This is a genomic window from Nostoc sp. KVJ20 (assembly GCF_001712795.1).
GTDB lineage: Bacteria > Cyanobacteriota > Cyanobacteriia > Cyanobacteriales > Nostocaceae > Nostoc.
Genome location: NZ_KV757633.1, coordinates 19554 through 43789, shown reverse-complemented (window position 1 = coordinate 43789; position 24236 = coordinate 19554). Strand labels below are relative to the sequence as shown.

22 protein-coding genes are annotated in these 24236 nt (G+C 41.7%); 7 read left to right on the top strand and 15 right to left on the bottom strand.

Features of this window, described 5'->3' with window-relative positions; genetic code table 11:
* Positions 1 to 39: 39 nt before the first annotated feature.
* Positions 40 to 618 carry a leucyl/phenylalanyl-tRNA--protein transferase gene (aat, locus tag A4S05_RS18975; protein WP_069071357.1) on the bottom strand — a complete coding sequence of 193 codons (579 nt, stop codon included), beginning with the start codon at positions 616 to 618 and terminating at the stop codon, positions 40 to 42.
* A gap of 102 nt (positions 619 to 720) precedes the next feature.
* On the opposite strand from aat, the gene A4S05_RS18970 reads away from it, so the two are divergent.
* Positions 721 to 1050: a hypothetical protein gene (locus tag A4S05_RS18970; RefSeq protein WP_012410384.1), complete on the top strand. Its 330-nt coding sequence runs from the start codon at positions 721 to 723 to the stop codon at positions 1048 to 1050.
* Between the two features lie 185 nt (positions 1051 to 1235).
* Here the strand turns inward: A4S05_RS18970 and rpsN are convergent, their stop codons facing one another.
* The 6 genes from rpsN to A4S05_RS18940 all read right to left on the bottom strand — a co-directional run bounded on the left by rpsN (position 1236) and on the right by A4S05_RS18940 (position 6125).
* Positions 1236 to 1538 (bottom strand): 30S ribosomal protein S14, encoded by a 303-nt coding sequence (gene rpsN, locus A4S05_RS18965; protein ID WP_012410383.1) that lies wholly within the window; start codon positions 1536 to 1538, stop codon positions 1236 to 1238.
* A 76-nt stretch (positions 1539 to 1614) separates the two neighbouring features.
* A complete protein-coding gene (gene nth / locus A4S05_RS18960) occupies positions 1615 to 2304 on the bottom strand; it encodes an endonuclease III (RefSeq protein WP_069071356.1) in 690 nt (229 codons plus the stop codon).
* Positions 2280 to 3380: an RIP metalloprotease RseP gene (gene rseP, locus A4S05_RS18955; RefSeq protein WP_069071355.1), complete on the bottom strand. Its 1101-nt coding sequence runs from the start codon at positions 3378 to 3380 to the stop codon at positions 2280 to 2282. Before rseP ends, nth begins: the two co-directional genes overlap by 25 nt.
* 131 nt (positions 3381 to 3511) lie before the next feature.
* Positions 3512 to 4792, bottom strand: a complete 1281-nt coding sequence (gene serS, locus A4S05_RS18950; protein ID WP_069071354.1) for a serine--tRNA ligase — start codon at positions 4790 to 4792, stop codon at positions 3512 to 3514.
* Between the two features lie 165 nt (positions 4793 to 4957).
* Positions 4958 to 5158, bottom strand: coding sequence for a hypothetical protein (locus A4S05_RS18945; protein WP_069071353.1), 201 nt, complete (start codon positions 5156 to 5158; stop codon positions 4958 to 4960).
* A 388-nt stretch (positions 5159 to 5546) separates the two neighbouring features.
* Complete coding sequence (locus A4S05_RS18940) at positions 5547 to 6125, bottom strand: DUF3611 family protein (RefSeq protein WP_069071352.1); 579 nt, start codon at positions 6123 to 6125, stop codon at positions 5547 to 5549.
* 812 nt (positions 6126 to 6937) lie between these two features.
* Here A4S05_RS18940 and A4S05_RS18935 point away from each other — a divergent pair.
* The gene (locus A4S05_RS18935) at positions 6938 to 7285 is read left to right on the top strand and encodes a PadR family transcriptional regulator (protein ID WP_069071351.1); all 348 of its coding nucleotides are present in this window, start codon (positions 6938 to 6940) and stop codon (positions 7283 to 7285) included.
* Positions 7286 to 7426: 141 nt separating this feature from the next.
* Positions 7427 to 7957, top strand: a complete 531-nt coding sequence (locus A4S05_RS18930; protein ID WP_069071350.1) for a cofactor assembly of complex C subunit B — start codon at positions 7427 to 7429, stop codon at positions 7955 to 7957.
* Positions 7958 to 8406: 449 nt separating this feature from the next.
* Here A4S05_RS18930 and A4S05_RS18925 read toward each other — a convergent pair whose 3' ends face one another.
* A complete protein-coding gene (locus A4S05_RS18925) occupies positions 8407 to 8724 on the bottom strand; it encodes a DUF3155 domain-containing protein (protein WP_041566316.1) in 318 nt (105 codons plus the stop codon).
* A 284-nt stretch (positions 8725 to 9008) separates the two neighbouring features.
* Between A4S05_RS18925 and A4S05_RS18920 the strand changes: the two genes are divergently transcribed.
* Positions 9009 to 10358: a sensor histidine kinase gene (locus tag A4S05_RS18920; RefSeq protein ID WP_069071349.1), complete on the top strand. Its 1350-nt coding sequence runs from the start codon at positions 9009 to 9011 to the stop codon at positions 10356 to 10358.
* Positions 10359 to 10440: 82 nt separating this feature from the next.
* On the opposite strand, the gene A4S05_RS18915 is transcribed toward A4S05_RS18920, so the two are convergent.
* Complete coding sequence (locus tag A4S05_RS18915) at positions 10441 to 11682, bottom strand: S-layer homology domain-containing protein (protein WP_069071348.1); 1242 nt, start codon at positions 11680 to 11682, stop codon at positions 10441 to 10443.
* Positions 11683 to 12161: 479 nt separating this feature from the next.
* On the bottom strand, positions 12162 to 12881 hold the full coding sequence (locus tag A4S05_RS18910; RefSeq protein ID WP_069071347.1) for a conjugal transfer protein TrbI: 720 nt from the start codon (positions 12879 to 12881) through the stop codon (positions 12162 to 12164).
* Positions 12882 to 13475: 594 nt separating this feature from the next.
* Here A4S05_RS18910 and A4S05_RS18905 point away from each other — a divergent pair.
* On the top strand, positions 13476 to 13709 hold the full coding sequence (locus tag A4S05_RS18905; protein ID WP_069071346.1) for a hypothetical protein: 234 nt from the start codon (positions 13476 to 13478) through the stop codon (positions 13707 to 13709).
* A gap of 106 nt (positions 13710 to 13815) precedes the next feature.
* On the opposite strand, the gene A4S05_RS18900 is transcribed toward A4S05_RS18905, so the two are convergent.
* Positions 13816 to 16122, bottom strand: coding sequence for an NACHT domain-containing protein (locus tag A4S05_RS18900; protein WP_069071345.1), 2307 nt, complete (start codon positions 16120 to 16122; stop codon positions 13816 to 13818).
* 162 nt (positions 16123 to 16284) lie between these two features.
* Here A4S05_RS18900 and A4S05_RS18895 point away from each other — a divergent pair, with 162 nt between their 5' ends.
* Complete coding sequence (locus A4S05_RS18895; protein WP_069071344.1) at positions 16285 to 16476, top strand: hypothetical protein; 192 nt, start codon at positions 16285 to 16287, stop codon at positions 16474 to 16476.
* 160 nt (positions 16477 to 16636) lie between these two features.
* Here the strand turns inward: A4S05_RS18895 and A4S05_RS18890 are convergent, their stop codons facing one another.
* The gene (locus A4S05_RS18890) at positions 16637 to 16846 is read right to left on the bottom strand and encodes a hypothetical protein (RefSeq protein ID WP_069071343.1); all 210 of its coding nucleotides are present in this window, start codon (positions 16844 to 16846) and stop codon (positions 16637 to 16639) included.
* Positions 16847 to 17078: 232 nt separating this feature from the next.
* Between A4S05_RS18890 and sbcC the strand changes: the two genes are divergently transcribed.
* Complete coding sequence (gene sbcC / locus A4S05_RS18885; protein ID WP_069071342.1) at positions 17079 to 20105, top strand: exonuclease subunit SbcC; 3027 nt, start codon at positions 17079 to 17081, stop codon at positions 20103 to 20105.
* Positions 20106 to 20308: 203 nt separating this feature from the next.
* On the opposite strand, the gene A4S05_RS18880 is transcribed toward sbcC, so the two are convergent.
* From A4S05_RS18880 to A4S05_RS18870, 3 genes are all read right to left on the bottom strand, one after another.
* Positions 20309 to 21739: a peptidoglycan-binding domain-containing protein gene (locus A4S05_RS18880; protein ID WP_176727042.1), complete on the bottom strand. Its 1431-nt coding sequence runs from the start codon at positions 21737 to 21739 to the stop codon at positions 20309 to 20311.
* A gap of 220 nt (positions 21740 to 21959) precedes the next feature.
* Entirely contained in the window at positions 21960 to 22427 is a 468-nt protein-coding gene (locus A4S05_RS18875) for an SH3 domain-containing protein (protein ID WP_069071341.1), read from the bottom strand.
* A gap of 292 nt (positions 22428 to 22719) precedes the next feature.
* Positions 22720 to 24231, bottom strand: coding sequence for an AAA family ATPase (locus tag A4S05_RS18870; RefSeq protein WP_069071340.1), 1512 nt, complete (start codon positions 24229 to 24231; stop codon positions 22720 to 22722).
* Positions 24232 to 24236 lie beyond the last annotated feature (5 nt).

Below are 24236 nucleotides of genomic sequence, written 5' to 3'. Positions count from 1 at the left end.
GCGTTTAACACAAATAAGTAGTTACAAACTTTAGTCTGACTAAATTATTAGAGAACATGGACGGTGTAATGCTTGCTTTAGTAAAACTTGATATTCTTCATCCTCAACTCGATAAGCACCAAACCTCTCCAAGTGAGGATTCATCATTTGGGCATCAAAAAATACAAATTTCCTTTGACGCAATCTTTCCACCAACTTTACCATCGCTACCTTTGAACCTTCGGGAATGCGGTAAAACATCGACTCGCCAATAAAAGCCCCACCAATCACAATCCCTAAAATTCCCCCGGCTAATTCGTCACCCTGCCAAGTTTCAAAACTATAAGCATAACCATTCTGGTAAAGTAGCGAATAAATTTCTCGTAATTCCGGTGAAATCCAGGTTGTCTCTCTGTCAGCACAGCCAGCCACCACAGCCTGAAAGTCTTGATTAATCGCCACAGTAAACCGTTCTTGATTCAGAACACGCTGCAAAGACTTGGGGTAACGAAACCGCTCATCCAAAGGAATCAAAGTCCGATCGCGACTTCCGTACCAACTCAAGCGATCGCGTTCATCAGCCATGAGAAAATAGCCTTGTGCATAGCCCTCAACAATAGCGGCGATATCATATTGCATAAATAAATATAAAAAAACACTCTTAGAAACGCAATTTGATGCTAACAGTCAACCTTAGCGTTCCTCTGCGTTTCCCTCCGCGTCCCTCTGCGTTTAAAAAAGATGACTCAACCAATTCCACCCATCACCCTACCACCGCCTGAAAATCCGTTGCTCGAAGGTGAATGGTTACGAGAACGCTTACAACGGTGGCTAGATACAGAATTTATCCCCGAAGCCGTTAACCAAAATATTGCCCAACGAGCCGCACAGATTTTTGTGCGTCAACGGATGGAAGGAGAAAATGACCTTGGTTCTCTGGTAATTGCCATTGTCACAGAGATGCAGTCCTATGATTTTTCTAATAGCTTTTATGGAGAGTTTGCGATCGCCAACGCCGTCAGCGATCTACTCTTAGAAAGTCTGGGAATTGATAAGTGTTGTGGTCAATAATATTTTGTCATTTGTCATTTGTCATTTGTCCTTTGTCATTTGTTTTTTACCAATGACTAATGACCCTTACGGGTTCGCCAGTCACTCATGGGGGAAACCACGCCAGATGCTCCACTTGGGGAGACCCCAAGACCGCACTGGCTCCCCAAGACCGCGCTGGCTCACTAATGACTAATGACTCTTAACTACCAGCTAGACTTAACAACTCCAGGCAAAAGACCTTCATGTGCCCATTCCCGTAGCACGTTCCGAGACAAACCAAAATCGCGGTAAACTCCTCTAGAACGACCAGTCAACCAGCAACGATTGCGGTGGCGGGTGGGCGCACTATTCCGGGGTAGCTGTTGAATCTTCCGGTGGATTTCTAGCTTATCCAAAGGAGATGCTGCACTTCTGAACTCTTCCAAAAGAGCTTCCCGCTTGTCAGCATACTTTTCTATCAACCTGGTGCGCTTTTTCTCGCGCTCAATCATGCTCTTTTTAGCCATATATTCTCTAACTTATTTAAAGACACCGTTTTCCATTCTACAGTCTCTCCATCAATTCTGGCGCTACTTGTGTCGCTTATCCTACAACCACTGGCTTATTTGCAGCAGGACATAAATCGGCAAGCTCACAAGCAATGCAGGCGGGAGAGCGGGCTTTACAAATAGCACGACCGTGATAAATCAGCCGAATTGACCAATTTTCCCAATCAGGCTGAGGCAATAAACCCATTAAATCTTGCTCAATCCGAACGGGGTCTTTTGCTTCAGTTAAACCCAAACGTCCGCACAGGCGCTTGACGTGAGTATCTACTGTCACGCCAGCATTAATGCCATAAGCATGAGCCAAGACTACATTTGCTGTCTTCCGCGCCACACCTGGAAGCTTTAACAACTGTTCCATTTGGTTGGGAACAACAGAGTCAAATTCAGTAACAATCATCCGACAGGCGGCTTGAATGTTCTTGGCTTTATTGTGATAAAACCCAGTTGAACGCACCAAACTTTCTAATTCTACTAAGTCAGCGATCGCTAAACTCGCGGCATCAGGAAATTTACCAAATAAAGCTGGTGTCACCTTATTTACCCGCTCATCAGTACATTGGGCCGAGAGAATCGTTGCTACCAACAGTTGTACTGGCGTTGAGTAGTTCAAAGAGCAAGTAGCATCTGGATAAAGACGCTTCAGACGAGTTAAAATTTCTAGCGATCGCTGCTTTTTAGATAACGATTTGCGCGTAGTACTCACTGGAATAATTTTTGTACCCACTCCAATTGACTAGTTAATTGAGTAGTTTCTTTGACGATCAGAAAAATTCCTAAGCCTAAGAGTAACACCAAGCCTGTTTGCATTACACCTTCTTGAATGCGGCTAGGCACAGGCTTACCGCGCAAACCTTCAATCAGCAGAAAAGCCAGTTGTCCACCATCCAAAGCTGGCAAAGGCAAAATATTGATAATAGCCAAGTTAATGCTGATAATTGCCGCAAAAGACAACAGATTTACAGTATTGTCTTCAGCTAATTTCGCACCAATTTTGACAATATTAACTGGCCCAGAAACTTGCCCAGCAGTTTGTTGAAAGTTGGTAATTAACTGGCCAAAACCGCTTAGTGTACCAACAAATAATTGTTGAAATCTATTAGCAGCAAGACCAAAAATTTCAAAAGGACTATTAGGACGGCGATAGATTGCTGTAGCATTTGGACTAAGTGCCACACCAACTACACCTTTGCCATCGGCTCCTAGTTTTGGTGTTAATTTCAGAGTTTGTTGTTGGTTTTCACGCAGAATTTTCAGTTCGATTTGCTGATTGGGATGAGTTTGAATTTCTTTTGTCAGCAAAGGAGTTGACTGATCAGAAGCCGGGAGTTCCTGACCATTCACAGCCAGAATAATATCACCTTCTCTAATTCCTGCTTGGTAGGCAACAGATTCTTGATTAACAGGCTGTACAAGAACACCAGCTTGATAGTTTAATTCCTTGGGAATACCAACGATACCCAATTGCAGAGCCAACACAAAATAAGCAAATATTAAATTTGCGATCACACCGGCACTGATGACGATCGCCCGGTCTAAAACTGGACGGTTACGCAGCAAATTTGGGTCATTGGGTGGAACATCGCTATCGGGGTCATCATCGGGAAAGCCCACAAAGCCGCCCAAGGGAAAAGCGCGGACAGCATATTCGGTTTGTGAACCTTGGTACTTTAAAAGAACTGGGCCAAAACCCAAAGAAAAACGGTTAACGAGAATGCCTTGAGAACGTGCTGCAACAAAATGTCCCAACTCGTGTACCAAGATCAAAACAGCCAAGACTGCGATCGCTGCTAAAACTGACATAGAGCAAATTAGTGAAAATATTAAGCTATAGTTATCTCCATTCTAATTGGGCATTGAGTATTGGGTATTGGGTATTAGTCATTGGTCATTGGTCATCGGTAAATAACAAAGGACAAATGACTAATGACAAACTATAAAACTTCACGTCCCAAGTAAGGTTGCAACGCTTCTGGTATCCTCACCGTCCCATCAGGTTGTTGATAATTCTCCAAAATTGCTGCCATCGTCCGTCCTACAGCCAAACCCGAACCATTGAGGGTATGTACGAACTGAGTGCCTTTCTTCCCCGCCTCTTTGAAACGAATATCAGCCCGTCGCGCCTGAAAATCTATAGTATTGGAACAGCTAGAAATTTCGCGGTATTTGCCAGAAGAAGGCAACCAAACCTCTAAATCATAAGTTTTGGTAGAGGCAAATCCCAAATCTCCAGTACTTAAATTTACTACTCGGTAAGGCAACTGCAATGCCTGTAAAATTGCTTCTGCATTCTCCACCAATTTCTCCAATTCATCAAAAGACGTACTGGGTTCGACGAATTTCACCATTTCCACCTTATTAAATTGATGGAGACGAATTAATCCCCGCATATCGCGCCCATAACTACCAGCTTCACGGCGAAAACAGGGAGTAAAAGCACAGTGGTAGATAGGTAAATCTTCAGCAGCGAGAATTTCACCCCGGTAGAGATTTGTAACTGGAACTTCCGCCGTAGGAATCAGCCACAAGTCATCATCAGCGCATTTAAAACTTTCTTCAGCAAACTTGGGTAACTGACCGGTCGCTGTTAAAGACTCAGTATTCACTAATAGCGGCGGACTGACTTCGACATAGCCAGCTTGAGTATGGAGAGTCAGCATAAATTGAATTAATGCCCTCTCCAATGCTGCACCAGCGCCTATCAATGTCACAAAGCGACTTTGGGCAACTTTTACAGCCCGTTCAACATTGAGAATACCCAGCTTTTCGCCAATTTCCCAGTGAGGGAGAATATTCGGATTTTGAGGAATGTACTCATCACCCCAACGGCGTACTTCTACGTTATCTTCCTCATTCTTTCCAAGGGGTGTAGAGTCGCTTGGCAAGTTAGGAAGTGCCAACACAAGTTGGGCAATTTCAGCTTTGAGTTCTTTTTCTTGGGGTTCCAATTGACTCAACGTAGCTTTAACAGAGTTCCCTTCATCCCGCAAAGCTTGAATTTCTGGGTCTTGAGGATTGATCCCAGATTTAATCTTCTGCCCGACAATTTTACCGATTTCGTTGCTACGGGCTTGGAGTTGACTACGCGTCCCCTCAATTTCCCGTTGTTGCCGATCTAACTGTAAAATCGGTTCAATGTCGTATTTACCACTACGACTATTCAATCGTTCTTGAACTAATTGCGGATTTTCCCGTATTTGCTTGATATCCAGCACAGATTTTTCTCAGTTTTTAACCTATTATCTACCTGCCAACACATCAGCATATACTGATTTTGGCTTGCCGTGATCAGAAAAGCAACCATAAAAATTTAGCCCTGCCAATATCTTGCCAGGGCTAGAAAAATTTAAAATCCAAAATTTAAAATCCAAAATTTGGTATTACTCCTCTGATTTTCCAGACCCCTGAGTGGTTGCAGGTGAGGGCAGCCAGTAGGCAAGTACGCCTGATAAACCACTCCAATAAACTGCTTGGTTTTGGCTATTATCGCGTTCCATAAAGATCAGGGAACTACACAATCCAATCATCAATGTACTAAAAAGTACTTGTATACCAAACTTCCAAATTTCTAGTTGTTTCATAATGGTAATACCTCTAATAAAGATTAAATCACCCTAATAATGGTTCTGTTATCACGTAAGAATTCAGGAGTCAGAGTAGTTAAATAATTAGGAGAAAATTTGATCCATAAATGCATTAATCATGCTACATTCCTTTTAAATTATGACTTCTGTTAGCGATAGCGGGGCGTTTAGCCCATTCTGGGTGCTGAATTTTGATGTTATCATTCTGTAGACGGATGTTAATATTAAGTAACTAGTATTAGTCTTCACGCTGTACTTTGATAATTTCGGAAAAGTACAATGGACATATTTAAATTATTCGTCATACAACCTCTGAAAAATAGAGGAAAAGAAGTCAAAAGAATTACTTGATTTTGACTTTTATCTTTTCTTCCGACTTCTCTGTTTAAGGTCGGTTAATGCGATTGAGTAACCAAAGCGACGCCACAAGCCCTGCAAAATGCGCTGAGACAGTGTTGGTATTTGCCTGTACCACAAGCATATCTAGACCGCTAATAATTCGGGTAGGGTCAAAAAATTGGGTAGTTATGGCTTGAGGAGATATGGATCTTGCTACCAGTGTTCCAACGATCGCTTGTGCCCCCAAAAGAGTCACTAGCGTTCCCCCTAAATTCACCCACAACCCTAAGCGTAATACTTGCACAGTCTCACTTTTCCGAGGGCGGTTGCTGGGATTGGAAGATTCAAGTTGCTTACCAATTCTGGTGTAACGGTAAGCTAAATAAATCCCCCCACCCAAAACAACCAATCCACAAATTGCTAAAAATACGCCAAAGCCAGTCCCAGGATTATTACTAGGACTGCCAGTTCTTTGATTAAAGATGGCAAATAGCAACACAATTATGCTAGAAACAACGCCTAGTACTAGCTGAATCCAAAAGCTAATCCAACCCGTAAGGCGAAAGGTTTGGGCAATAGCCCGTAGAGAAGTGGAAGATGATGGGGCATCAGGAGTTTGTGACATAGTTCACCAATGTGCTGGGCGCTTGATTAAAGGACACGGGGACGCGGGGATACGGAGACACAGAGAGTTATTTCCCCTCATCCCCGCGTTTCCCCGTCTTCTTTCTGACTTTTTATGCTATCTGGAAAACCTCTTTCTAAATCTCTTTCCTTCTAGGAAACATACTTTGAATTTTCCCCTTCCTGTATTGGGAAGGGGTTTAGGATATTAGGTTTTTCGTGGGCTTTCCATAAAATAACGTGAAAAGTTAGGTCTTCTTCCTCGCGCCTTTAGGTCTTCTTTGATAAATTTACTATCACGCTTGCCAAATGACACAAGAGATTCTCTTGTTGAAGAAATTAGTAACATTTAATGCTTAAGTGTTTATACTGCCGTAGCAGCTTTAAACCAGACATCTCCCTTAGCGTAAGCTTTTAGAATTCGCATTGGGAAAATCACTGTAAAACAAAGTGTTTATTAACTTTTACAGACAAAATAGCATTTTACCTGTAAAATTTTTTCGATGGCATTTTATTGCTTAAGCGGTTCTAACTAGTTTGGCATCACTTGACACCAAGATAGTGACTTTACCACTGTCTGTTCGCTCCTCACCACACCGTATCGAGCTTGGGTAGGAATACATTATTTTCTACCCCTAAAACTCGCAAACTCTTCCCACAACTTCACAGATGTGGGTGATTATTTGGTGTTTACGCAATGGATATCTAGTCTAAGTAGCTTTATCTGTATTACTCGCTTGGTAGTAGCACTGTATACTGACTACAAGGATTGTAGACCTTACCCTAAGGCATTTTTTTAGCCATTCACTAACCATGAAACTTGAGGATATATATCAATTCTTTGAAAATCCTCCGCCAACTTACCTTTGTCAAGAACTAGCAGTTTGTTACATCCTGTCTGTTTTATTACAAGGTGAATCCTACGGAACCGAGTTGATCGAGCAATTAGAAACTGAATATCCCATCTACCGGCTTTCAGATACCGTACTTTACAGTGCAATCAAATTTCTGGAAGATCAAGGGGCAATCACTGGATATTGGAAGAAACTCGAAGGACGGGGACGCCCCAGGCGTATGTACCAAGTTTCTCCCGAATGGCAAGTTCAAGGTCAGGATTTAGCTTTTCTTTGGCAAGACTACATCAATAGGAGGACAAAGTAAGACGATTTTGGATTTTGGATTGTGGAAGAGTCCCTAGCGATCGCTTTTTGGCGCTCCATTTCTCGCAATCATTGTTCAAACTGGTATAACGAATAATTGATAATGAATAAGTCTCCTCCAGTCAAACACTAACAATTAGTTATGGATACTGCTATTCTGCCATCTACTTTCCTGTTAACCTTGTTGTTATCCGTTGGGCTGTTTTTCTTTATTCGTGCCTCGACTAAAGACCGCATAGAAACAGCGCAACTGGTATCTGAGCAAGACGAAGCTGTTTTAATGTCTCAATTAAAAGAGTATTTTCGCTCGCGGTCTTACCGAGTGGCAGCGGTAGACCGAGAACAAAACAAGGTGACTTTTGAAGGTAATGTTCGCCCCAGCTGGTTCTTAGCTATATTTCTAACTTTACTGGCAGCTATTGGGATTATTTGTCTATCTTTGGTGGTATACCTGCTTTTTCCTAGCCTCAGTACCATTGTTCTGGCTATGGTACTGCTGTCGCCTTTAAGTGGTCTATTTTATTGGAAAAAATCTGAAAGACTTGAGAAGGTTTCGCTCAAAGTAGAAACAACTCAGAGCGAACAAACCTCCTCAAGTAAGATAACCGTAGTAGCCCATCGAGATGAACTCAGTGAGTTACAAAGGACTCTACAGCTAAAGCCTGGGATATAATTGTTGATTTTTCTGACCATCTTTTAACTATGATATGCAGACTTCTGACCTGACCTACTCTTTAGGCAATGGAAAGTAGGAAGGAGGAAATCAAGAACATTGCTTTGTCAGTTTTCCCCACAACACAAGTTGTGGGGAAAAAATTTAAATTAATTAACTTAAATTCATTGACAGAGCTTGCCTAACAATCTACGGCATAGAGCGCAACTTCACTAGCGCTTTTAAACGCGCTTGGCTCTATACCTACTCCCTTCTGCATCATCAAAATAGTGTCAACCCATGCAATGTAGCGTGGTTTGAGACAAGTTTACTTTCCAACTACCTGGACTAGACTTACTGGCAAATCAGCTACAAACTAAAAAAAAATTAAATTTTGCATAAACTTAGCAATTTTGCCAGTTAATAATAGTCAGGAGCCACACTCAATGCTTAAGATGACCATCTATGGTTCACCGACTAGCTAAAGCAAGAGGTTCTTGACCTGGCGAAGGTTCTAACACCCTCAAGCTAGGAAACAAGAAATGGTTTTCCTCTACGTATTGAGCACCAAACAGTCCCTTTTCTGCCCAGAAATAACGATCTGTGGTGTGTTCATTTCGCTTTACGAGTAGCAATGCCGGTGGCAAAATCCCTTCAGCTTGAATGAATCTTCTCGCTGCTGTCACAGGCTTTTCTTCGCCACTTTCGATGCTATATTGAGGCACATGTTCCAAAATTCGCCGTCCTTCCTGACGACGACGACTCTTCCTTTTGCGTCTCCTTGCCAATCTATTGTCCTCCTCTTTCAAGCTATAGATTGTAGTGATAGCTACAAAATCCGTCGTCATTATATAGGTTCTAGTTCAAAATATCAATACTTTTTAACCTTTTCATGTAAGAAAGTTAATATCTTTGAAAATAGATAAACAGAACCACCTAAAGATATAATCCCCTGGTACAAACCATCTCTGAGAAAATTTTAGTTAAGCTTTATTAAATGAGTGAGGTAAAAATTAAGTATCCTCTCTTACATCATGCCTCAAAATCTGTAATCTTGAGCAAGAGCTAAAAAATGTTAATGTCTGCCAGTTCCGATTTTCTTGCTCTGTGTCGAGAGCAAATAGCGCTACTAACCCAAGGGCTGGGAGCAACTTTAAGTATTGTGTACCTAACACAAGAATTGGTAGAGACTCCTTCAGGTGATGCAAAACTGATTCCTGTGGTAATTTACCCGGAAACAGCATTATTACCGCCAGGGGAGGTGACTGCTGAGGCGACAGCACACAAGCAGCTTCAAGTTGGAAATGTGTTTGTATTACCCAATGATCAGAGAAAATTATTGACAGCAGGATCAGAATCTCCAACCTCATCACAGGGTTCGGAGATACCAGATGCATCTCAACCCCATCTCAAAGAGGAATACCTATTTAGTGGAAACCAAATTGTTTTACCTCTAATTTATGAGGGTGTGATGATGGGCTTACTGGTGACAAGTAGGCAAGACCGGGCATGGAATGAAAGCGAGGAAAGTCAGATTCAACGAATAGCTCAAACGTTAGCGATCGCTTGTATTTTAGATCAACGACGAGCATGGTTTGAGCAGCAGTTACGTGAGCAACAAATACTCCAAGAAAAACAGCGGGATTTGTTAGATAACCTATTGCATCAGTTTCGTAACCCATTAACGGCGTTGCGGACTTTTGGCAAACTGCTATTAAAAAGACTAAGACCAGCAGATGCCAACCGGGATGTAGCAAATAGTATTGTGCGCGAAAGCGATCGCCTCCAAGAATTACTGCAACAATTTGAGCAAGTAATTGACTTGACAGAGGCAGATTTAGCACCACTACATCTGACAGAAGATGAAGTATTTGTAGAAGCAACTATCCAAAAAGATGCTAAACCACCGCTATTATTGCCGGGAACGGGAGATAAAGCAGTTGACTGCTCACTAGCGGATATATTAGAACCATTATTAATATCAGCTAAAGCGATCGCTCAAGAGCGAAAGCTAAAACTAATAACTGAAATTCAACAAAATTCATCTCTAGTACGTGCCAACGTCAAAGCATTACGAGAAGTGTTAACTAACATTATTGATAATGCTTTAAAATACACTCCCACTGGTGGGAAAATTTTGATTCAGGCGGGGCAAGAAAAAGCTAATTTTCAGGGAATTGTCATCAGTGATAACGGGCCTGGCATTCCCCCCCAAGATTTAGAACATCTTGGAGAACGTCATTATCGGGGTGTACAAGCGCAAACAGAAATCCCCGGCACAGGTTTGGGGTTAGCGATCGCCAAACAATTAATAGAGCAAATGCAGGGCGAAATCGAGGTTTTCAGCCCTGCAATCAACTCTAAGCTAACTTCACCCGATGCGCCGGGGACTACATTTATTATTTGGTTGCCGGAAGTTTAGAATTTGTCCTTTGTCATTTGTCCTTTGTCATTTGTAAATACTAATGACTAATGACCAATGACCAATGACCAATGACCAATGACTATCTTACTGAAACCAACAAGTTCTGATTGATTGTCATTTGTAGATCGGTATCTGGGTCAATTGCTACTAAGTCAACGCTATTTCTGCCGAAGAACAGACCAATCAATGCACCGATACCAGCGCCACCCAAGACTTCTTCTGTGGCAATGGCGCGATCGCCTGTGACAGCAGATACCGCCGCAGCTGCACCTGCGCCCAATACGGTATTTCTGATAATTGAACCAGTACTAGTACCTTTGTTGACGGTTTCAGTTTTGGTAATCACGTCAGAACTAGCGTTAAGTTGATACTCTTGACCACTAGTCAAAACTAGTTTCTCGGCAACGAATTGAGAACCGCCTGTAGCAGGTTTGAGTTGACCAATAACTTGACTACCAGCAGGAATCACTACAGATCCGTCTTGCGTAACTACGTTTTGGGATACTGTCAATGTCAAAGGCGCTGTTTCGTCCTTTGTAACCAGAATTTTTTCTGCCTTGTCATACTTCACAGGAATAGCAGTCCCTTGGGGAATTGTGACTGATACAGGTGTTGGGGTAGTAGACCCAAGAGCCACGACATAAGGCGAGTTAATAGCTGAGGCTTGATTAGAACTAACTAATGCTTGGTAGATAAAAGCTGCTACCTGAGCGCGAGTGGCGGTTGCAGTTGGATTCAGGAAGTTCACATTAGGATAGTTAACCACAATTTGCTTTTCAGTTGCAGCTGCGATCGGGCTACGGGCATAGCTAGCGATGTTAGAAGCATCGTTGAAGTATTGCAGAGTGCTTTCAGTATTGCCGATGGGACTATATTCCAGACCGTTCGCAAGGGAAACTAAAACTTGTTGGCGAGGAATAGCCTGGTTAGGCTCAAAGCGATTTCCAGGATAACCTGACAAGAAACCAATGGTATAAGCTTGCTGAATTGCACTGGATGCCCAATAGTTGCTAGGCACATCAGCAAAATTGATTCCCTGCCGTTGCGGTGCTTTTTGGAAAGCTTTGTTGACCATAGCGGCAAATTGAGCGCGTGTCACCGCTTCTTCAGGGCGGAAGGTGCCATCAGGAAATCCAGCAATTACGCCTCGCTGAGATAATTGTTGAATAAATTGTGCTGCCCAATAGTTAGATGAAACATCAGAAAAAGTAGTTTGAGCAAAAGAAGGTGCAGCTGTAATGAAGGGCGCTACAGTACCAACTGTGACGCTTAAAGCCATGAGTGCAGCTGTTTTAGATTGCCAACGATTTAAGTTAAACATTATTTTTTACTCCAGTACAATTAGTTTTTTTACTTGTTAATTAATTAGACATTTACTAAAGTACAAGGTTCCCAATTTTTTCTGCTTTTTGTAAAAACCATTACCTTAGTCATACAGTCATAATCAAGAAGTCTATGTCAAACGAAGTAGGTAATAGAAGTAGTACTCTGTCAAGTTTAAATTGATGAGCAAACAAGCTCGTAGTAAGGACTTCAGTCCTTATTTTCTAAGCACTAAAGTACTTACTACAAACCCACAAACTAGCTTAAAAAAGTAGTGGTGTAATTACCCTATGAACTCTGAACACAATTAAATCAGTGTTCTAATAAACATCAGTACTGAGTAAGACGATGCAGAGATAGAATAGTTGCTGATAAATAGATTTTTTATGGTTAAAAGTGAAAGCGATCGCACACTATAGTTAAAGTGGCGATCGCATATAAGGAATGATTAAATTCACAACTTGAATGAAGTTAAATCTAGTAACGAGATGGTGGTACTAAATTCAAGTTAGAATTCAGCGTGAGCCTTAAATCCTGTGCAGGTCTGAGGACAAAAGCATTTCCTTCTTTTTTCCGCAACAGGACACTCGCACCTGCACCCGCAGCTCCACCGAGAACAGGTTTTAAATCGTCAACTCTGCGGTTCCCAGTAATTAGTGAACCTAAAAGACCAGCACCCGCACCAATAGCTGCATCAGTTAAAACCTGACCTGTGCTAGGCCCCTGTGAAACTTTTTGAGTTGTGGTATATGTGCGAGAAGTTGCATTAATCGACTGACGCTGACCATTAGAAAATTCTAATTCTTGCGCTACAAACCTTACGCCTTTTCCTTGGTTATCATCATCTCTTGTATCTCTGGAATAACTATCTAAGTCAACAGATTCTAGCCGTCCATTTACTTTAGTACCAGCAGGAATTAAGACGTTTCTATTTCTGTCGATAATGTCGTTCGCTATTCTCAAGGTTAGAGATTTACTTTCGCCAGGAGCAATAGTGATTGTTTCTTTTTCGTAGGTGACAGGTAAAGCAACACCAGAAGGAATAGTAACGTTTCCATATTGTCCAATTCTGTCTTGCCCAATTCTGTATTGAGCATTAGCAGGAGCCAAGCTCAATAGAGGGCTAATGACGCTTGTAGTAACTGCCATTGCCATAAGTGCAGCAGTTCCAGATTTCCATTGATGTAGGCGAGTCATAAGAGGGTTGTCCTTTGTGTATGTGATGTATGTAATGACGGGGATGCACTGAGTTTGTTTCTGATTGTTTTTGAACCTGTCTATAGGCGTATTCCGCAGATAAAAGTACTTATATATGATGTGGAGTCTCTGCGATCGCATAGGTGTAGCCCGTCGTAGACATCGTTTCTCAGAATTTGTCTTCTGCTAATGTGTGTTACTAAAATCAGAAGCAAGACACTCATAAGACGTAAAATGAGTATCATTTTGTTCCCAAATGCTGTTTTATTACTTATGTTCACATATCTAAGCCATTGAATAGAGGGGAATGCTCTGATTGTGAACTCTTACTTCTATTTTAGATTAATTTCCTAGGACTTGGAAAATATTTTCGCTTTCTTTTAGAAATGCTAAAGTCAATTTATAGAGTAATTTCTGATGTCAGCGAGTGAAGTGCGATACTTGATTATTAACGCACTTATTACTCTAGGTTTACTTGGTAATAGGTTCTATGATGAAGATAGTGGCAATTGGTACATAAAGATACCAGCCCAGTCTTACCGCTACGGTTTTACAAAAGGGTGATATTGTTCCGATTAGTTGGGACTTGTAATTATGGCAAATTGGACTGAAAAGCAAAAACAAAAGTATGCTAGGTTCCAAGAAATTTTAGAAATTGGGAAACAGCGTTACGTGGATGCTGGTGGTAATCCTCAACGTTATCGAGTAGGTTTTAAAGGTCAAGATTACTTGACAGATGAAGAGAGAAAAGAAGCTACCAAAATCATGCGGCAAATGTTTGGTATTTCCATCACAAATGGTTATGTCTATTGTCAAGGGTCTTCTTAGCAGTTGCCTGAGAATTCGCTATTAGGTAAAAAGCAAGTCTAAGAGCAACAGGCAGGTAACTAATATAACCAATTATTGACCTTTGTTACTGAAATATAATGGGTATTTAACGTTGCTGCTGACGTTGTTTAATCTCTGCGATCGGTAATAGCAAGGTATATTCTATTTCTTGTCTTACTTTAAGGCTGACATAACAATCACTATTTAAACAAGATATCAGTAATTGATTAGCATAGTAATACTGCTGAAGCAATTCCTTCTGCTGGACACTGAGTTGCCATTCAGGAGCAATATTATGGTATTGAATCATCACTGCTTTGAATTGCTCCGTCCAAGATAGACGGTTCGCTTGCCACCATTTTTGAAATAATTCTTTATTACTTGTTGTTAGCAGTTTTTTTCTGAGTGCTAGCAGTGCTTGCTTTGTTTTGGGAGCAATAGCAAGGGCAGCAATACAACAGTCATATTCAAAATCATCGCCCTCCACATAACTACCAATACTCTTAATTAGTGATAAGTCAATATCATCTTTATCTTGCTCATATTTATCTATATTGATAAAATTTTCATGTATAAAGTTTTGAGCAATTGACAGATTATTAAAAATAACTCTATAAAGAAAGACAAGTCTCAGTACTTGATAACTAGAAGAATTCATTTTTTGCCCCCTAGTTGCAAAGGCAAAATAAAAAGCACGGGTAATAACTTTTTTATATCGAACATCAACTGATACTGATTTTTCACTACTCCACATCAATAACTGTTGTATTTTCTCATCTTCAGCTACAATTGCATCAATTTTATCCTTAAAAAAAATTAACAAACGATCTGCACTTGGAGACATCCCAACCGCCAGCAAAAAGACTTCCCGCCAACGTTTCTCAGTAATATGGCTAACAAGATTTTGCAGCGCTTCCTCTGATGACTGTCTCACAACCACAAATTCTCTAGCTGTGAAATACTCATGAAATGTCAGGTGAGAAAATGAATAAATCCTTTTCGCTCTTGCGACAACTAGCCCATGATGATGCTCAATTGAACGCAAAACTTGCTCACTATCAACTTGCAATGCTTCTTCATCAGTATTAGCATCGGGTAAATTGCGGATATATTCTGTAATGTATTGTTCTGCTACTTTCTGCTTAAAAAAATATTCACTTCCCTCAAAAGTAGTCAATGCAATTTTGCTGAGTAAATCTTCTTTGCGTTGAACTGATAGCTTTTTGTAAATCTGATCGCGTTGAATTCCCCGCTTGGCATCCCATTTTTTCAATAACGCATCCAGTCCTTCTTTGTATAACTCAGAACGATTTGCAGGAAAATCTCCTGACTCTTCAAAGGCTAAACAAAGCAACGTCAGCAGCAGAGGACTTGCAGCAAGTTCTTTGATTCGGCTATTCTCTTCGAGACGTTTGATAAAAGTCTCTGGTTTTACAGCTTTCTTCTTAAACCAGTTATTGGCAAAGTTGGAAATTTGGTCATCATCAAAATCAGCAACTTCTACCTCTGTGAACTTCTCAAAGGTATACTCTCGTGCTGCAATTCGGCAGGTCATCACAAACTGATTTTTGGGGTAACGATCAGAAAACTCACGAATTTCTTTTAACACACGGTTACTATCCTCTTCTCTAACCTCATCCAACCCATCAAGTAAAACTAATGCCTTGCCATAGGTTAGTACATCTTGAATAGAAGAGATAGGATTTATCGTCTCTTCAGTGATGTGTTGCAATAATCCAGGTTTGTTTTCAGTTTCCGCAAAGTTTTTGAGGGTGACAAAAATTGGTACACGTTCAGCCTGAAATTCACCTCCAATACACTGAATTGCTAAATATTTCAAAAATGTGGTTTTGCCTGCACCTGGTTTACCCAAAATCATCAGCTTGGAATATTTCTCAACCGCTTCCAGTCCTGGCAATCGTTTTTCAGTAATTCTGTTGAGTCCAAAGAAGTCAAAATCCTGGCTTTTACACTGTTGTAATAATTCATCAATGCCTAACCGCCGCTGTCCAGTGATTTTATCCAAAATATTAACGCTGGTATAGATGTCATTCAACCCAATAGGCTGAGTCATATCCAGCACCCGCATTGTGCCGCAGCGTTGTTGAATGATGGGTTTTATCTTTTCGCGTACCCCTTGCACGATCGCATCAATATCAATGCTGTTGTCTAGATTTGCTTCTAGTTCACTAGCTGGTTCAGCAACTATTTCTTCCCACTCTAAATCTAGCCTGTCGCAAATCTGGACAAAAAGATTGCGGTCAACAGGTTTACCTGTAAAGAATTTGCCAATCGGCTGGCGAGTTACTTCTAAATCTTCAGCTAATGCTTTTTGAGTTAAGGAACAGCGGATCAAAGCTCTTTTTGCTTTTTGGATTCCTTCTGGAGAACAAGAAAGCGATCGCCCAGACATAAGCTAACCACTACACTTTTGCTGATTGTAACTGCCAATTTGGTAATTCATCCTCATCGCATACACAAGTCACTCATATCACAAACCTGTATTTAAGCTTACAACAAACACTCACCTGTCAAAGTATGGATGTAGTGATTCAAACGATTTGGGAGTGGGTCAATGTTATCCAAGAAGTTTCCTTCAAGAGATGAAGTGCTAGCTGTTGTAACGCTGATTATGGTGATTGGTTCTCTCACTCTTGCAGTTATCGATGAGAAGAATCGCCCTCCATTTCTAGATTTAACAAAATTTGCTGTCGGTACATATATTGGATTGTTGATACCTCGGTCAAGGTCAAGCGATCGCAACTAGCCAACTAAAATTATGTTTTGGCGACTAGAATTCGGACAACCATACAATCGAAACCCGCGCTGGCGGGTTTTAATTTTTTAGAATTATCCACAAAAAGCGATCGGCTAGGAGAATTCTCAACTAGCCAATATACTTCGGTTAAAATTTTGCGATAAAAATTCTAGATCGCAAAGACGCGATAAATCATCACAAAGACGCGATGAATCGCCGTCTCTACAATAATCAGTCTTTCGTCTTGACGGCGATTCATCGCGTCTCTTGCCTTAACCGAACAGTATTCCCAACTACCCTGCTTCTGAAAGGTAAAGAACATTGGGGAATCCAAATGGAAATAATGTTGTACAACTCTGAGAGCAACTCTTGTTTTCATGTTTTCCTCTCAGACATCTGAAAGAAATAACGATAAGCTTCCAGGAGAGTCTCATTTTTCTCCGAATATAGTAAAACTTTTTCATGCAACAAGAAAAATTAACTCATAATATTGTTAATTTTTGTAAAATTGATGTATTCAAGACTAGAAACCTGATATCTAGATAGCTAAACTAACAAACAGTGCATCTGTACTGTTAATTATTAAAAGTAGATGTGGCGCCATAGCGTGAATGATCCCAGTACAACTTATCCTCAAAAACTTTCTTAGTTACCGTGATGCAACTTTAGATTTTGGCGGTTTGCATACGGCTTGTATTTGTGGTTCCAATGGTGCGGGTAAATCTTCTCTTTTAGAAGCAATCACTTGGGCGATTTGGGGTGAAAGCCGTGCCACTGTTGAAGATGATGTCATCTATTCTGGTGCTAAAGAAGTTCGGGTTGATTTTACTTTTCAAAGTAACCAGCAAAAATATCGGGTGATTCGCACCCGAATTCGGGGAGGTACTAGTGTCCTCGAATTTCAAATAGAAATCCCATCTGGGTTTCGCTCACTCACTGGCAAAGGGGTAAGAGCAACCCAAGATTTGATTTTAGAACACATCAAGCTCGATTACGATACATTTATTAATTCTGCCTACTTACGTCAAGGTCGTGCAGATGAATTTATGCTCAAGCGTCCCACGGAACGCAAAGAAATTTTAGCGGAGTTGTTAAAACTCAATCAGTATGATGATTTGGAAGAACGTGCTAAGGAATCTTCTCGTCAGTTTAAAGCACAGGCAGTAGAGTTAGAGCGTTCTTTGGAGTCGATAAAAACTCAGCTGCAACAACGTGAGACAACTCAAGCGCAAAGAGTGGAGTTAGAAGCCGAACTTAACCAACTGCAACAGGTGCAAGCTTTTGATAATATTCAATTACAAAGTTTGCAAGTTGTCCAGCACCAGCGCCAAAGTTGGGAACAACAACTCAATTTTGTAAAGCAGCAATACCAAAATCTTACCCAAGATTGCGATCGCCTCCAACAAGAACAATCAGCTATTGGCTCTCAGCTATCAGATTTAGAAAAAATATTACGCCAAGAAGCTGAGATTAAAGCTGGATACGCCCAATATCAAAGTCTCCAATCTCAAGAAGAAGCTTTTGCTGTCAAATTTGAAGAATACACCCGCGCCCAACAGAATCGCCAACAAAAACAACAACAGCTTACTAAACAAATTCACGAAATCGAACGGCAACTGCAACAAGCCCAAGCGCAGTTAGAAGCTTTGCAGCAACAAGAGCGAGATATTCAGCAAACGCTGACTAAATCAGGTGAAGTAGAAGCTGCTTTGTCACAACTAGCCGCAGCCCGTCACCATGTTCATCGTCTAGATGAATTGCAAATGCAGGTGACTCCGTTGTTGCAACAACGAGCAACTTTACAAAGCCAACTCGATCGCACTCATGCTGGTTTAGTAGCGCGACTCGAACAGCTCCAAAGTACTGAGAACCAATTGCAACGACAGCACCGCCGCCAACCGCAACTACAACAAGCGGTGATGGATGTGGCAATCCAGATTGAGGAATTGGAGAAAAAGCGAGTTTATCTACAACGAGTCCAAGAAAAAGGGCAAGAAAGACGGCACTTTATTGAACGTCTGCAAGCTCACCAACGGGATTATGAAAAGCAACTGGGGGAATTAGAGCAGAAATTGCTTATGCTCCAAAATCCTGAAGCACTTTGTCCATTATGTGAGCGTCCTTTAGATGAACATCACTGGAATCGGGTGGTGGAAAAAACCCAGACTGAGTTAGAGGATACTCAAGGGCAGTTTTGGGTAGTGCGAGAACAAATGGCTGTGTCTGACAAAGAAATTCAGACTTTGAGGCAGGAATATCGGGATATTTCTCAACAATTGGCGAGTTACGATGGTTTACGCGAACAACGGGGACAGTTGGCAGCCCAGTTAGAAGCTACAACTGATGTTCAACAGCAGTTACAACAAATTGCTGCTGAGAAACAGCATTTAGAGCGATCGCTCCAAGCTGGTGATTACGCTCCTGATAAACAAGCCGAACTCCGGCAGCTAGACCAATATCTGCAACAAGCTAATTATAATGAACAAGACCATGCCCTGGCTCGGAGTGAAGTTGAGCGGTGGCGGTGGGCAGAAATTAAACAAGGGCAGATTAAAGATGCAACTAAGCGACAAGCGCAACTATTAGCACGAAAACCAGAATTACAATCCCAAATTGCTCAATTACAAGTCAGAATCCAGCAGGATCAGATTGATTCTGAATGTGCTAAACAAATTGCGGCTCTTGAGCGTCACATTACCGAAATTGGCTATAGTTCTGAGCAGCACAACAATCTGCGTATGGCTGTAAAGAAAGCTCAATCTTGGCATTTACGATATCAACAACTGCTATCAGCCCAGCAGCAGTATCCGCAACTCCAGACGAGATTGCAAGAGTTAGAGGATTCCAGAAGCGCCAGATTAACGGAGCGGCAAAACCTGGGCGGACAAATCGAAAGCATTATCCAGCAACTACAAGCAACAGCTAACCCATCTGCCCAAATTCAAGCTCTAGAGCAGCAGTTAGCAATCCGCAGACGGCAACTTGATGAGCAAATTGCCAAGTTAGGGCGTTTAGAACAGCTGGCGCACCAACTGGAAATACTGCAAGTTCAATATGAACAACAGCAGCAGCAATTACAATCTTGCAAGCAGGAATATCGTGTTTATCAGGAATTAGCGCAAGCTTTTGGTAAAAATGGCATCCAAGCACTGATGATTGAGAATGTGTTGCCGCAACTGGAAGCTGAGACAAATCAACTACTTTCGCGGCTGAGTGGGAATCAGTTTCATGTGCAATTTATTACTCAAAAATCTGGACGCAGTGCTAAATCAACAAAGAAAAATGCCAAGCTGATAGATACCCTAGATATTTTAATCGCCGATTCTAGAGGAACGCGATCTTATGAAACTTACTCTGGTGGGGAAGCCTTTAGAATTAACTTTGCCATCCGTTTGGCTTTGGCGAAATTATTAGCGCAGCGGGCGGGGGCGGCGTTGCAATTGTTGATTGTAGATGAGGGTTTTGGTACACAGGATGCCGAAGGATGCGATCGCTTGATTGCAGCGATTAATGCGATCGCCTCCGATTTTGCCTGCATCCTCACTGTCACTCACATGCCCCACCTCAAAGAAGCTTTCCAAGCCAGAATTGAGGTGAATAAAACTCAAGAAGGTTCGCAGTTGAGTTTGTCAATTTAACAGGAAGAATTCAGGAGTCAGGACTCAGAATGGGCTAAACGCCCCGCTACCGCTAACAGAATTTAATTTTATGCGACAGAAGATATATGAATAAATAGCAAAATACCACATAAATTGAAAATTTGCTGCTGCTTCTATGTGGCAGTTACGAATACCCCATGCTCTTGATTCTGATTTCTGAATTCTGTATTCTGAATTCTTCTTTAATTAAATTTTACCCGTGCATCCAGACCTAATGAGCGAAGCTTTTTTGATAGGGTTTCTGCTTGTGTGCGATCGCTAAATGCTCCAGCATTCACATAATCCCCTAGACTGGATTGCTCTGTAACAGCATTGGGTATATATTGTTGTACTTTACTCAGAGTATCATTATTTGAAATTGGAATTATTACTCTGTAAGGATTGTTAGCAGCTAATGTATTGCCATTAGTAACACGCACTACGTTATTAGTGGGAGGTAAATAGCGAGTTTGAGGTGCTACATAGTCATTAGTAGGAGGTAAATAACTATTAGTAGTCTCAGCATAATCGCCCCCAGTCGAGTTATTCAACCCTAATGCTTGCCAAGTTTGCCAATCTACATTTCCAGTCGAATTAATTCGAGAAGATTGCTGGAATGCAATCACCGATTCTCTGGTGTAATCGTTGAAAAAGCCATCAGGATTGGTATTAGAGAAACCCAACTGCCACAAACGCTCTTGAACTAATCTGACATTCTCTCCCTGATCGCCTACAGTCAAATAACTTCTGGCTGGTTGTTGAGTAGGATATCCACTAGTCGAGGCTCTACGTACTGCCTCTAAAACTTGGGCATTGGCGATGCCATCAACAGGTAAGCGATAATTTCGCTGAAATTGGATGACAGCTTCCCTTGTCATTGGGCCAATATTCCCAGTGGGATTAGTATTAAAAAAACCTAGCTGCTGCAAACGTACTTGGAGTTCTCTCACCTGCTGAGTCGAGAGACTTGATCTAGCTGTACTTGGAGAGGAACCCAGTAATGCGTTCCAAGTTTGTCGATTCACAATCCCGTTAGCAGATATGCGATAACTTCGCTGGAATGCAATTACAGCATCTTTAGTAATTTGTCCAAAATTCCCAGTGGGATTAGCATTAAAATAGCCTAACTGCCGTAAACGCTGTTGCAACCTTGTAACTGCTGCACCAGTGTTGCCTTGAGAGAGAGTAGGGTATTGACCAACTGCACCACTAGTATTCCTGCTAGAAGCTCTACTCTGACAGGCTCGTTGCAAGGCTTGTTGAGTATTAATACCCACAACTCCATCAGCAGGTAGCCTATTGGCTTGCTGGAATTTAATGACCGCATTTTGAGTCAGGCTAGCAAACTTACCTGTTACCGGGCCGTTAAAGTAGCCTAACTTTTTTAAACATCTCTGGTTACTGGTAACTTCAGCGCCATTACTTCCAATTTTCTGAAGTGCTAAAGCTTGCCCAGCGATACTCAGAAGCCCCGTAATTAGTGCCACTGATAAAAGACGTATTGCAGCACCAGTAGATAACTTTTTCCAATTTAAAAATTTGAAATTAACTACGATAGGAACAACCTTGATGCTTTCGGATGCCTCGTAGACTGAGGCGAGCTTGATTAAATAGCTATCGACCCCTGTTTTCACTTGCTTTTTTTAAATTGATTACTATAAAAAAGTATACCACTTTCTCTGTGTAATAATTACTTTTCGTATGATTCTTTACAAGTAATTATTCAGGGGAGTGGGGAGTAGTAGTGCTGAGTGCTGAGTGAGAAATCTCGCTTCTTGGCTCGAAACTATTTTGCCCAATGCCCAATGCCCCATGCCCCATTCCCCATTCCCCATTCCCCATTCCCCATACATATTATTCATCAACTTTTTCAGTATTACCTGCTTTCACCCAACCTTCTTGTTCGCTATCTTCTAAACGAATTTTTTGCCAGCCTTTATCCCCGCTTTCTTCCAAGACAATAATTTTTTGATTAAAAGTAACCCCACCAATCCGTTCAGCTTCTTGATTTGGCTGCGATCGCAAACTCAAGCCATCAGCCCAAGTAACACGCCCTCGGTAAGCTCCCGATGGCAATGGTTTTGCTGTTGGGGTAGCTTTAGGTGATTCTGTGGGAGTAGAAGTTGAGCTTGGAGACAATTGAGCCTGAGTTGCTTTGGGAGCTTGGGCTTTCACTGAAGGACTATCGTTTGAATAAACGGGTTTGGCAGGGGGTATGCCGGTGCGATTCATGAAATAGAGGGCAATTGCAGCACCGCCACCTATTAAGACAGCGATCGCTAAGAAAAACCCAAGTATAAACTTTGTTAAGCCAGACAACATAGTTAAAACCTGATTATTAAGAGTCAAGGGTCAACATAATTCGTAATTCGTAGTTGCACTTTCTTTGGGGCTTGTACCTTCGTAATTACGAATTAGTAATTATTTGGTCAAGGTGAGCCAGTCACGTGCGTATTTTACCCATTAAGGGGAGTGACGTTGAACTGGCTCTCAAGATTTACGAGTAGAGAAGCAATGTAACCTATCCGTATAAGAATCAATAGTCCATAATAATTCATCATTAACTATTGACTATGGACTTTTAACTCATTATTTTAGCCACTGCTGAATGCCTTCATGTAGTCCGCCGGAGGCGTTCGCTTAAAGGATTGTGTTTTGATGCTAAACGCGCTCTCCCAGCAGCAGCCCACTCTTGAAGTTGCTGAATCTGCTCTACGGCAGTTCGCGCCAAGGGTATTATCTGACTCGCTGCTTCTAAAATATCATCCGTAGCAAAGTCGCGGTTTTGGCTAAATCCAATATGCATCGCTTCAATTAAAGTTTGCTCAATCTCTGCCCCAGAAAAATCAGGTGTTTCATAAGCTAATCTTTCGATGTCATAACTTTTCAAGTTATGGGGGCGCAGTCGGGATAAATGAACATCATAAATTGCTTTTCTCTCTTCTTGAGTGGGCAATCCCACAAAGAAAATTTCATCAAATCGCCCCTTACGCAACATTTCTGGCGGTAAAGCTTGGATGTCGTTGGCAGTGGCGACGACAAACACGGGTGAGCTTTTTTCGGCTAGCCAGGTAATAAAAGTACCAAACACACGGCTGGCTGTTCCTGCATCACCCTTGCTACCAAGTCCAGCAAAGGCTTTATCTATTTCATCAATCCACAAAATACAAGGTGCGAGGGCTTCAGCTACTTGGATCATTTGGCGAGTCCGAGATTCTGACTCACCCACCAAACCACCAAATAACCTTCCCACATCTAGACGTAGCAGGGGTAAATGCCAGTGATGAGCGATCGCTTTTGCTGTTAAAGATTTACCGGTTCCCTGAATACCCACCAACATTAAACCACGGGGGTGCGGTAATCCGTACTGTCGCGCCTTATCTGTAAATGAACCTCCCCGACGAATCAGCCAATCTTTCAAGTTATCGAGTCCGCCTATATCAGAAATTTGCTCAGTGGCAGGGTAGAAGTCCAGGATTTGGGTTTGGCGGATAGTTTGGCGCTTTTCTTCCAAAACTAGATCCACGTCTTCTGGTCGCAATTCACCGTGAGTTGCGATCGCTTTTGCCAAAACCCGACGAATCCTTTCCATCGAAAGTCCTTGACAAGAGCGCACTAAGTCATCTAAAACTTTTCCAGAAAGGGAGTTACCAGTACTTTGGAGTAAGCGTTCTACCTCAGTTTTAATTTCTGGGGCGGCGGGTAAGGGAAACTCGACGACTGTCAGCACTTCGGTTAAATCGTCAGGAATGGCGATGCGTGGTGAGAGTAATACAATATTTTTTGGTTGCGACTTGAGAAGTCTGGACAGATTGCGGAGTTTGCGGGCGATCGCTACATCATCTAAAAAGCGATGATAATCTCGTAAAATCAATACCGCAGGTGCGGAAGCTGGTAATTTTTCGATAAATTCTAAAGCTTGCAACGGGTTACGTCGCCCAAAACCAACATCATTGGGGTTTCCTTGATAGCCATCGACAAAATCCCAAGTATATACTGGGCGATTACCCTGATTGGTTGCTTCTTCCCGGATAGCTGCTTCTACCCGTTCTTCCTCATAAGTGGGAATATAAATCAAAGGGTAGCGGGCGCGTAGCAGCAGTTTAAACTCTTCACGGAAGTTCATATTTG

Excerpts from the sequence above, each read along its gene's own strand:
- A4S05_RS18905 (WP_069071346.1), top strand. The coding sequence starts at position 13,476 with ATGGCAAATTGGACTGAAAAGCAAAAACAAAAGTATGCTAGGTTCCAA.
- A4S05_RS18870 (WP_069071340.1), bottom strand. The coding sequence starts at position 24,231 with ATGAACTTCCGTGAAGAGTTTAAACTGCTGCTACGCGCCCGCTACCCT.
- A4S05_RS18890 (WP_069071343.1), bottom strand. The coding sequence starts at position 16,846 with ATGAAAACAAGAGTTGCTCTCAGAGTTGTACAACATTATTTCCATTTG.
- A4S05_RS18910 (WP_069071347.1), bottom strand. The coding sequence starts at position 12,881 with ATGACTCGCCTACATCAATGGAAATCTGGAACTGCTGCACTTATGGCA.
- A4S05_RS18915 (WP_069071348.1), bottom strand. The coding sequence starts at position 11,682 with ATGTTTAACTTAAATCGTTGGCAATCTAAAACAGCTGCACTCATGGCT.
- A4S05_RS18945 (WP_069071353.1), bottom strand. The coding sequence starts at position 5,158 with ATGAAACAACTAGAAATTTGGAAGTTTGGTATACAAGTACTTTTTAGT.
- A4S05_RS18895 (WP_069071344.1), top strand. The coding sequence starts at position 16,285 with ATGTTATCCAAGAAGTTTCCTTCAAGAGATGAAGTGCTAGCTGTTGTA.
- rpsN (WP_012410383.1), bottom strand. The coding sequence starts at position 1,538 with ATGGCTAAAAAGAGCATGATTGAGCGCGAGAAAAAGCGCACCAGGTTG.
- A4S05_RS18920 (WP_069071349.1), top strand. The coding sequence starts at position 9,009 with ATGTTAATGTCTGCCAGTTCCGATTTTCTTGCTCTGTGTCGAGAGCAA.
- A4S05_RS18930 (WP_069071350.1), top strand. The coding sequence starts at position 7,427 with ATGGATACTGCTATTCTGCCATCTACTTTCCTGTTAACCTTGTTGTTA.
- A4S05_RS18970 (WP_012410384.1), top strand. The coding sequence starts at position 721 with ATGACTCAACCAATTCCACCCATCACCCTACCACCGCCTGAAAATCCG.
- rseP (WP_069071355.1), bottom strand. The coding sequence starts at position 3,380 with ATGTCAGTTTTAGCAGCGATCGCAGTCTTGGCTGTTTTGATCTTGGTA.
- A4S05_RS18875 (WP_069071341.1), bottom strand. The coding sequence starts at position 22,427 with ATGTTGTCTGGCTTAACAAAGTTTATACTTGGGTTTTTCTTAGCGATC.
- A4S05_RS18940 (WP_069071352.1), bottom strand. The coding sequence starts at position 6,125 with ATGTCACAAACTCCTGATGCCCCATCATCTTCCACTTCTCTACGGGCT.
- A4S05_RS18900 (WP_069071345.1), bottom strand. The coding sequence starts at position 16,122 with ATGTCTGGGCGATCGCTTTCTTGTTCTCCAGAAGGAATCCAAAAAGCA.
- A4S05_RS18935 (WP_069071351.1), top strand. The coding sequence starts at position 6,938 with ATGAAACTTGAGGATATATATCAATTCTTTGAAAATCCTCCGCCAACT.
- aat (WP_069071357.1), bottom strand. The coding sequence starts at position 618 with ATGCAATATGATATCGCCGCTATTGTTGAGGGCTATGCACAAGGCTAT.
- sbcC (WP_069071342.1), top strand. The coding sequence starts at position 17,079 with ATGATCCCAGTACAACTTATCCTCAAAAACTTTCTTAGTTACCGTGAT.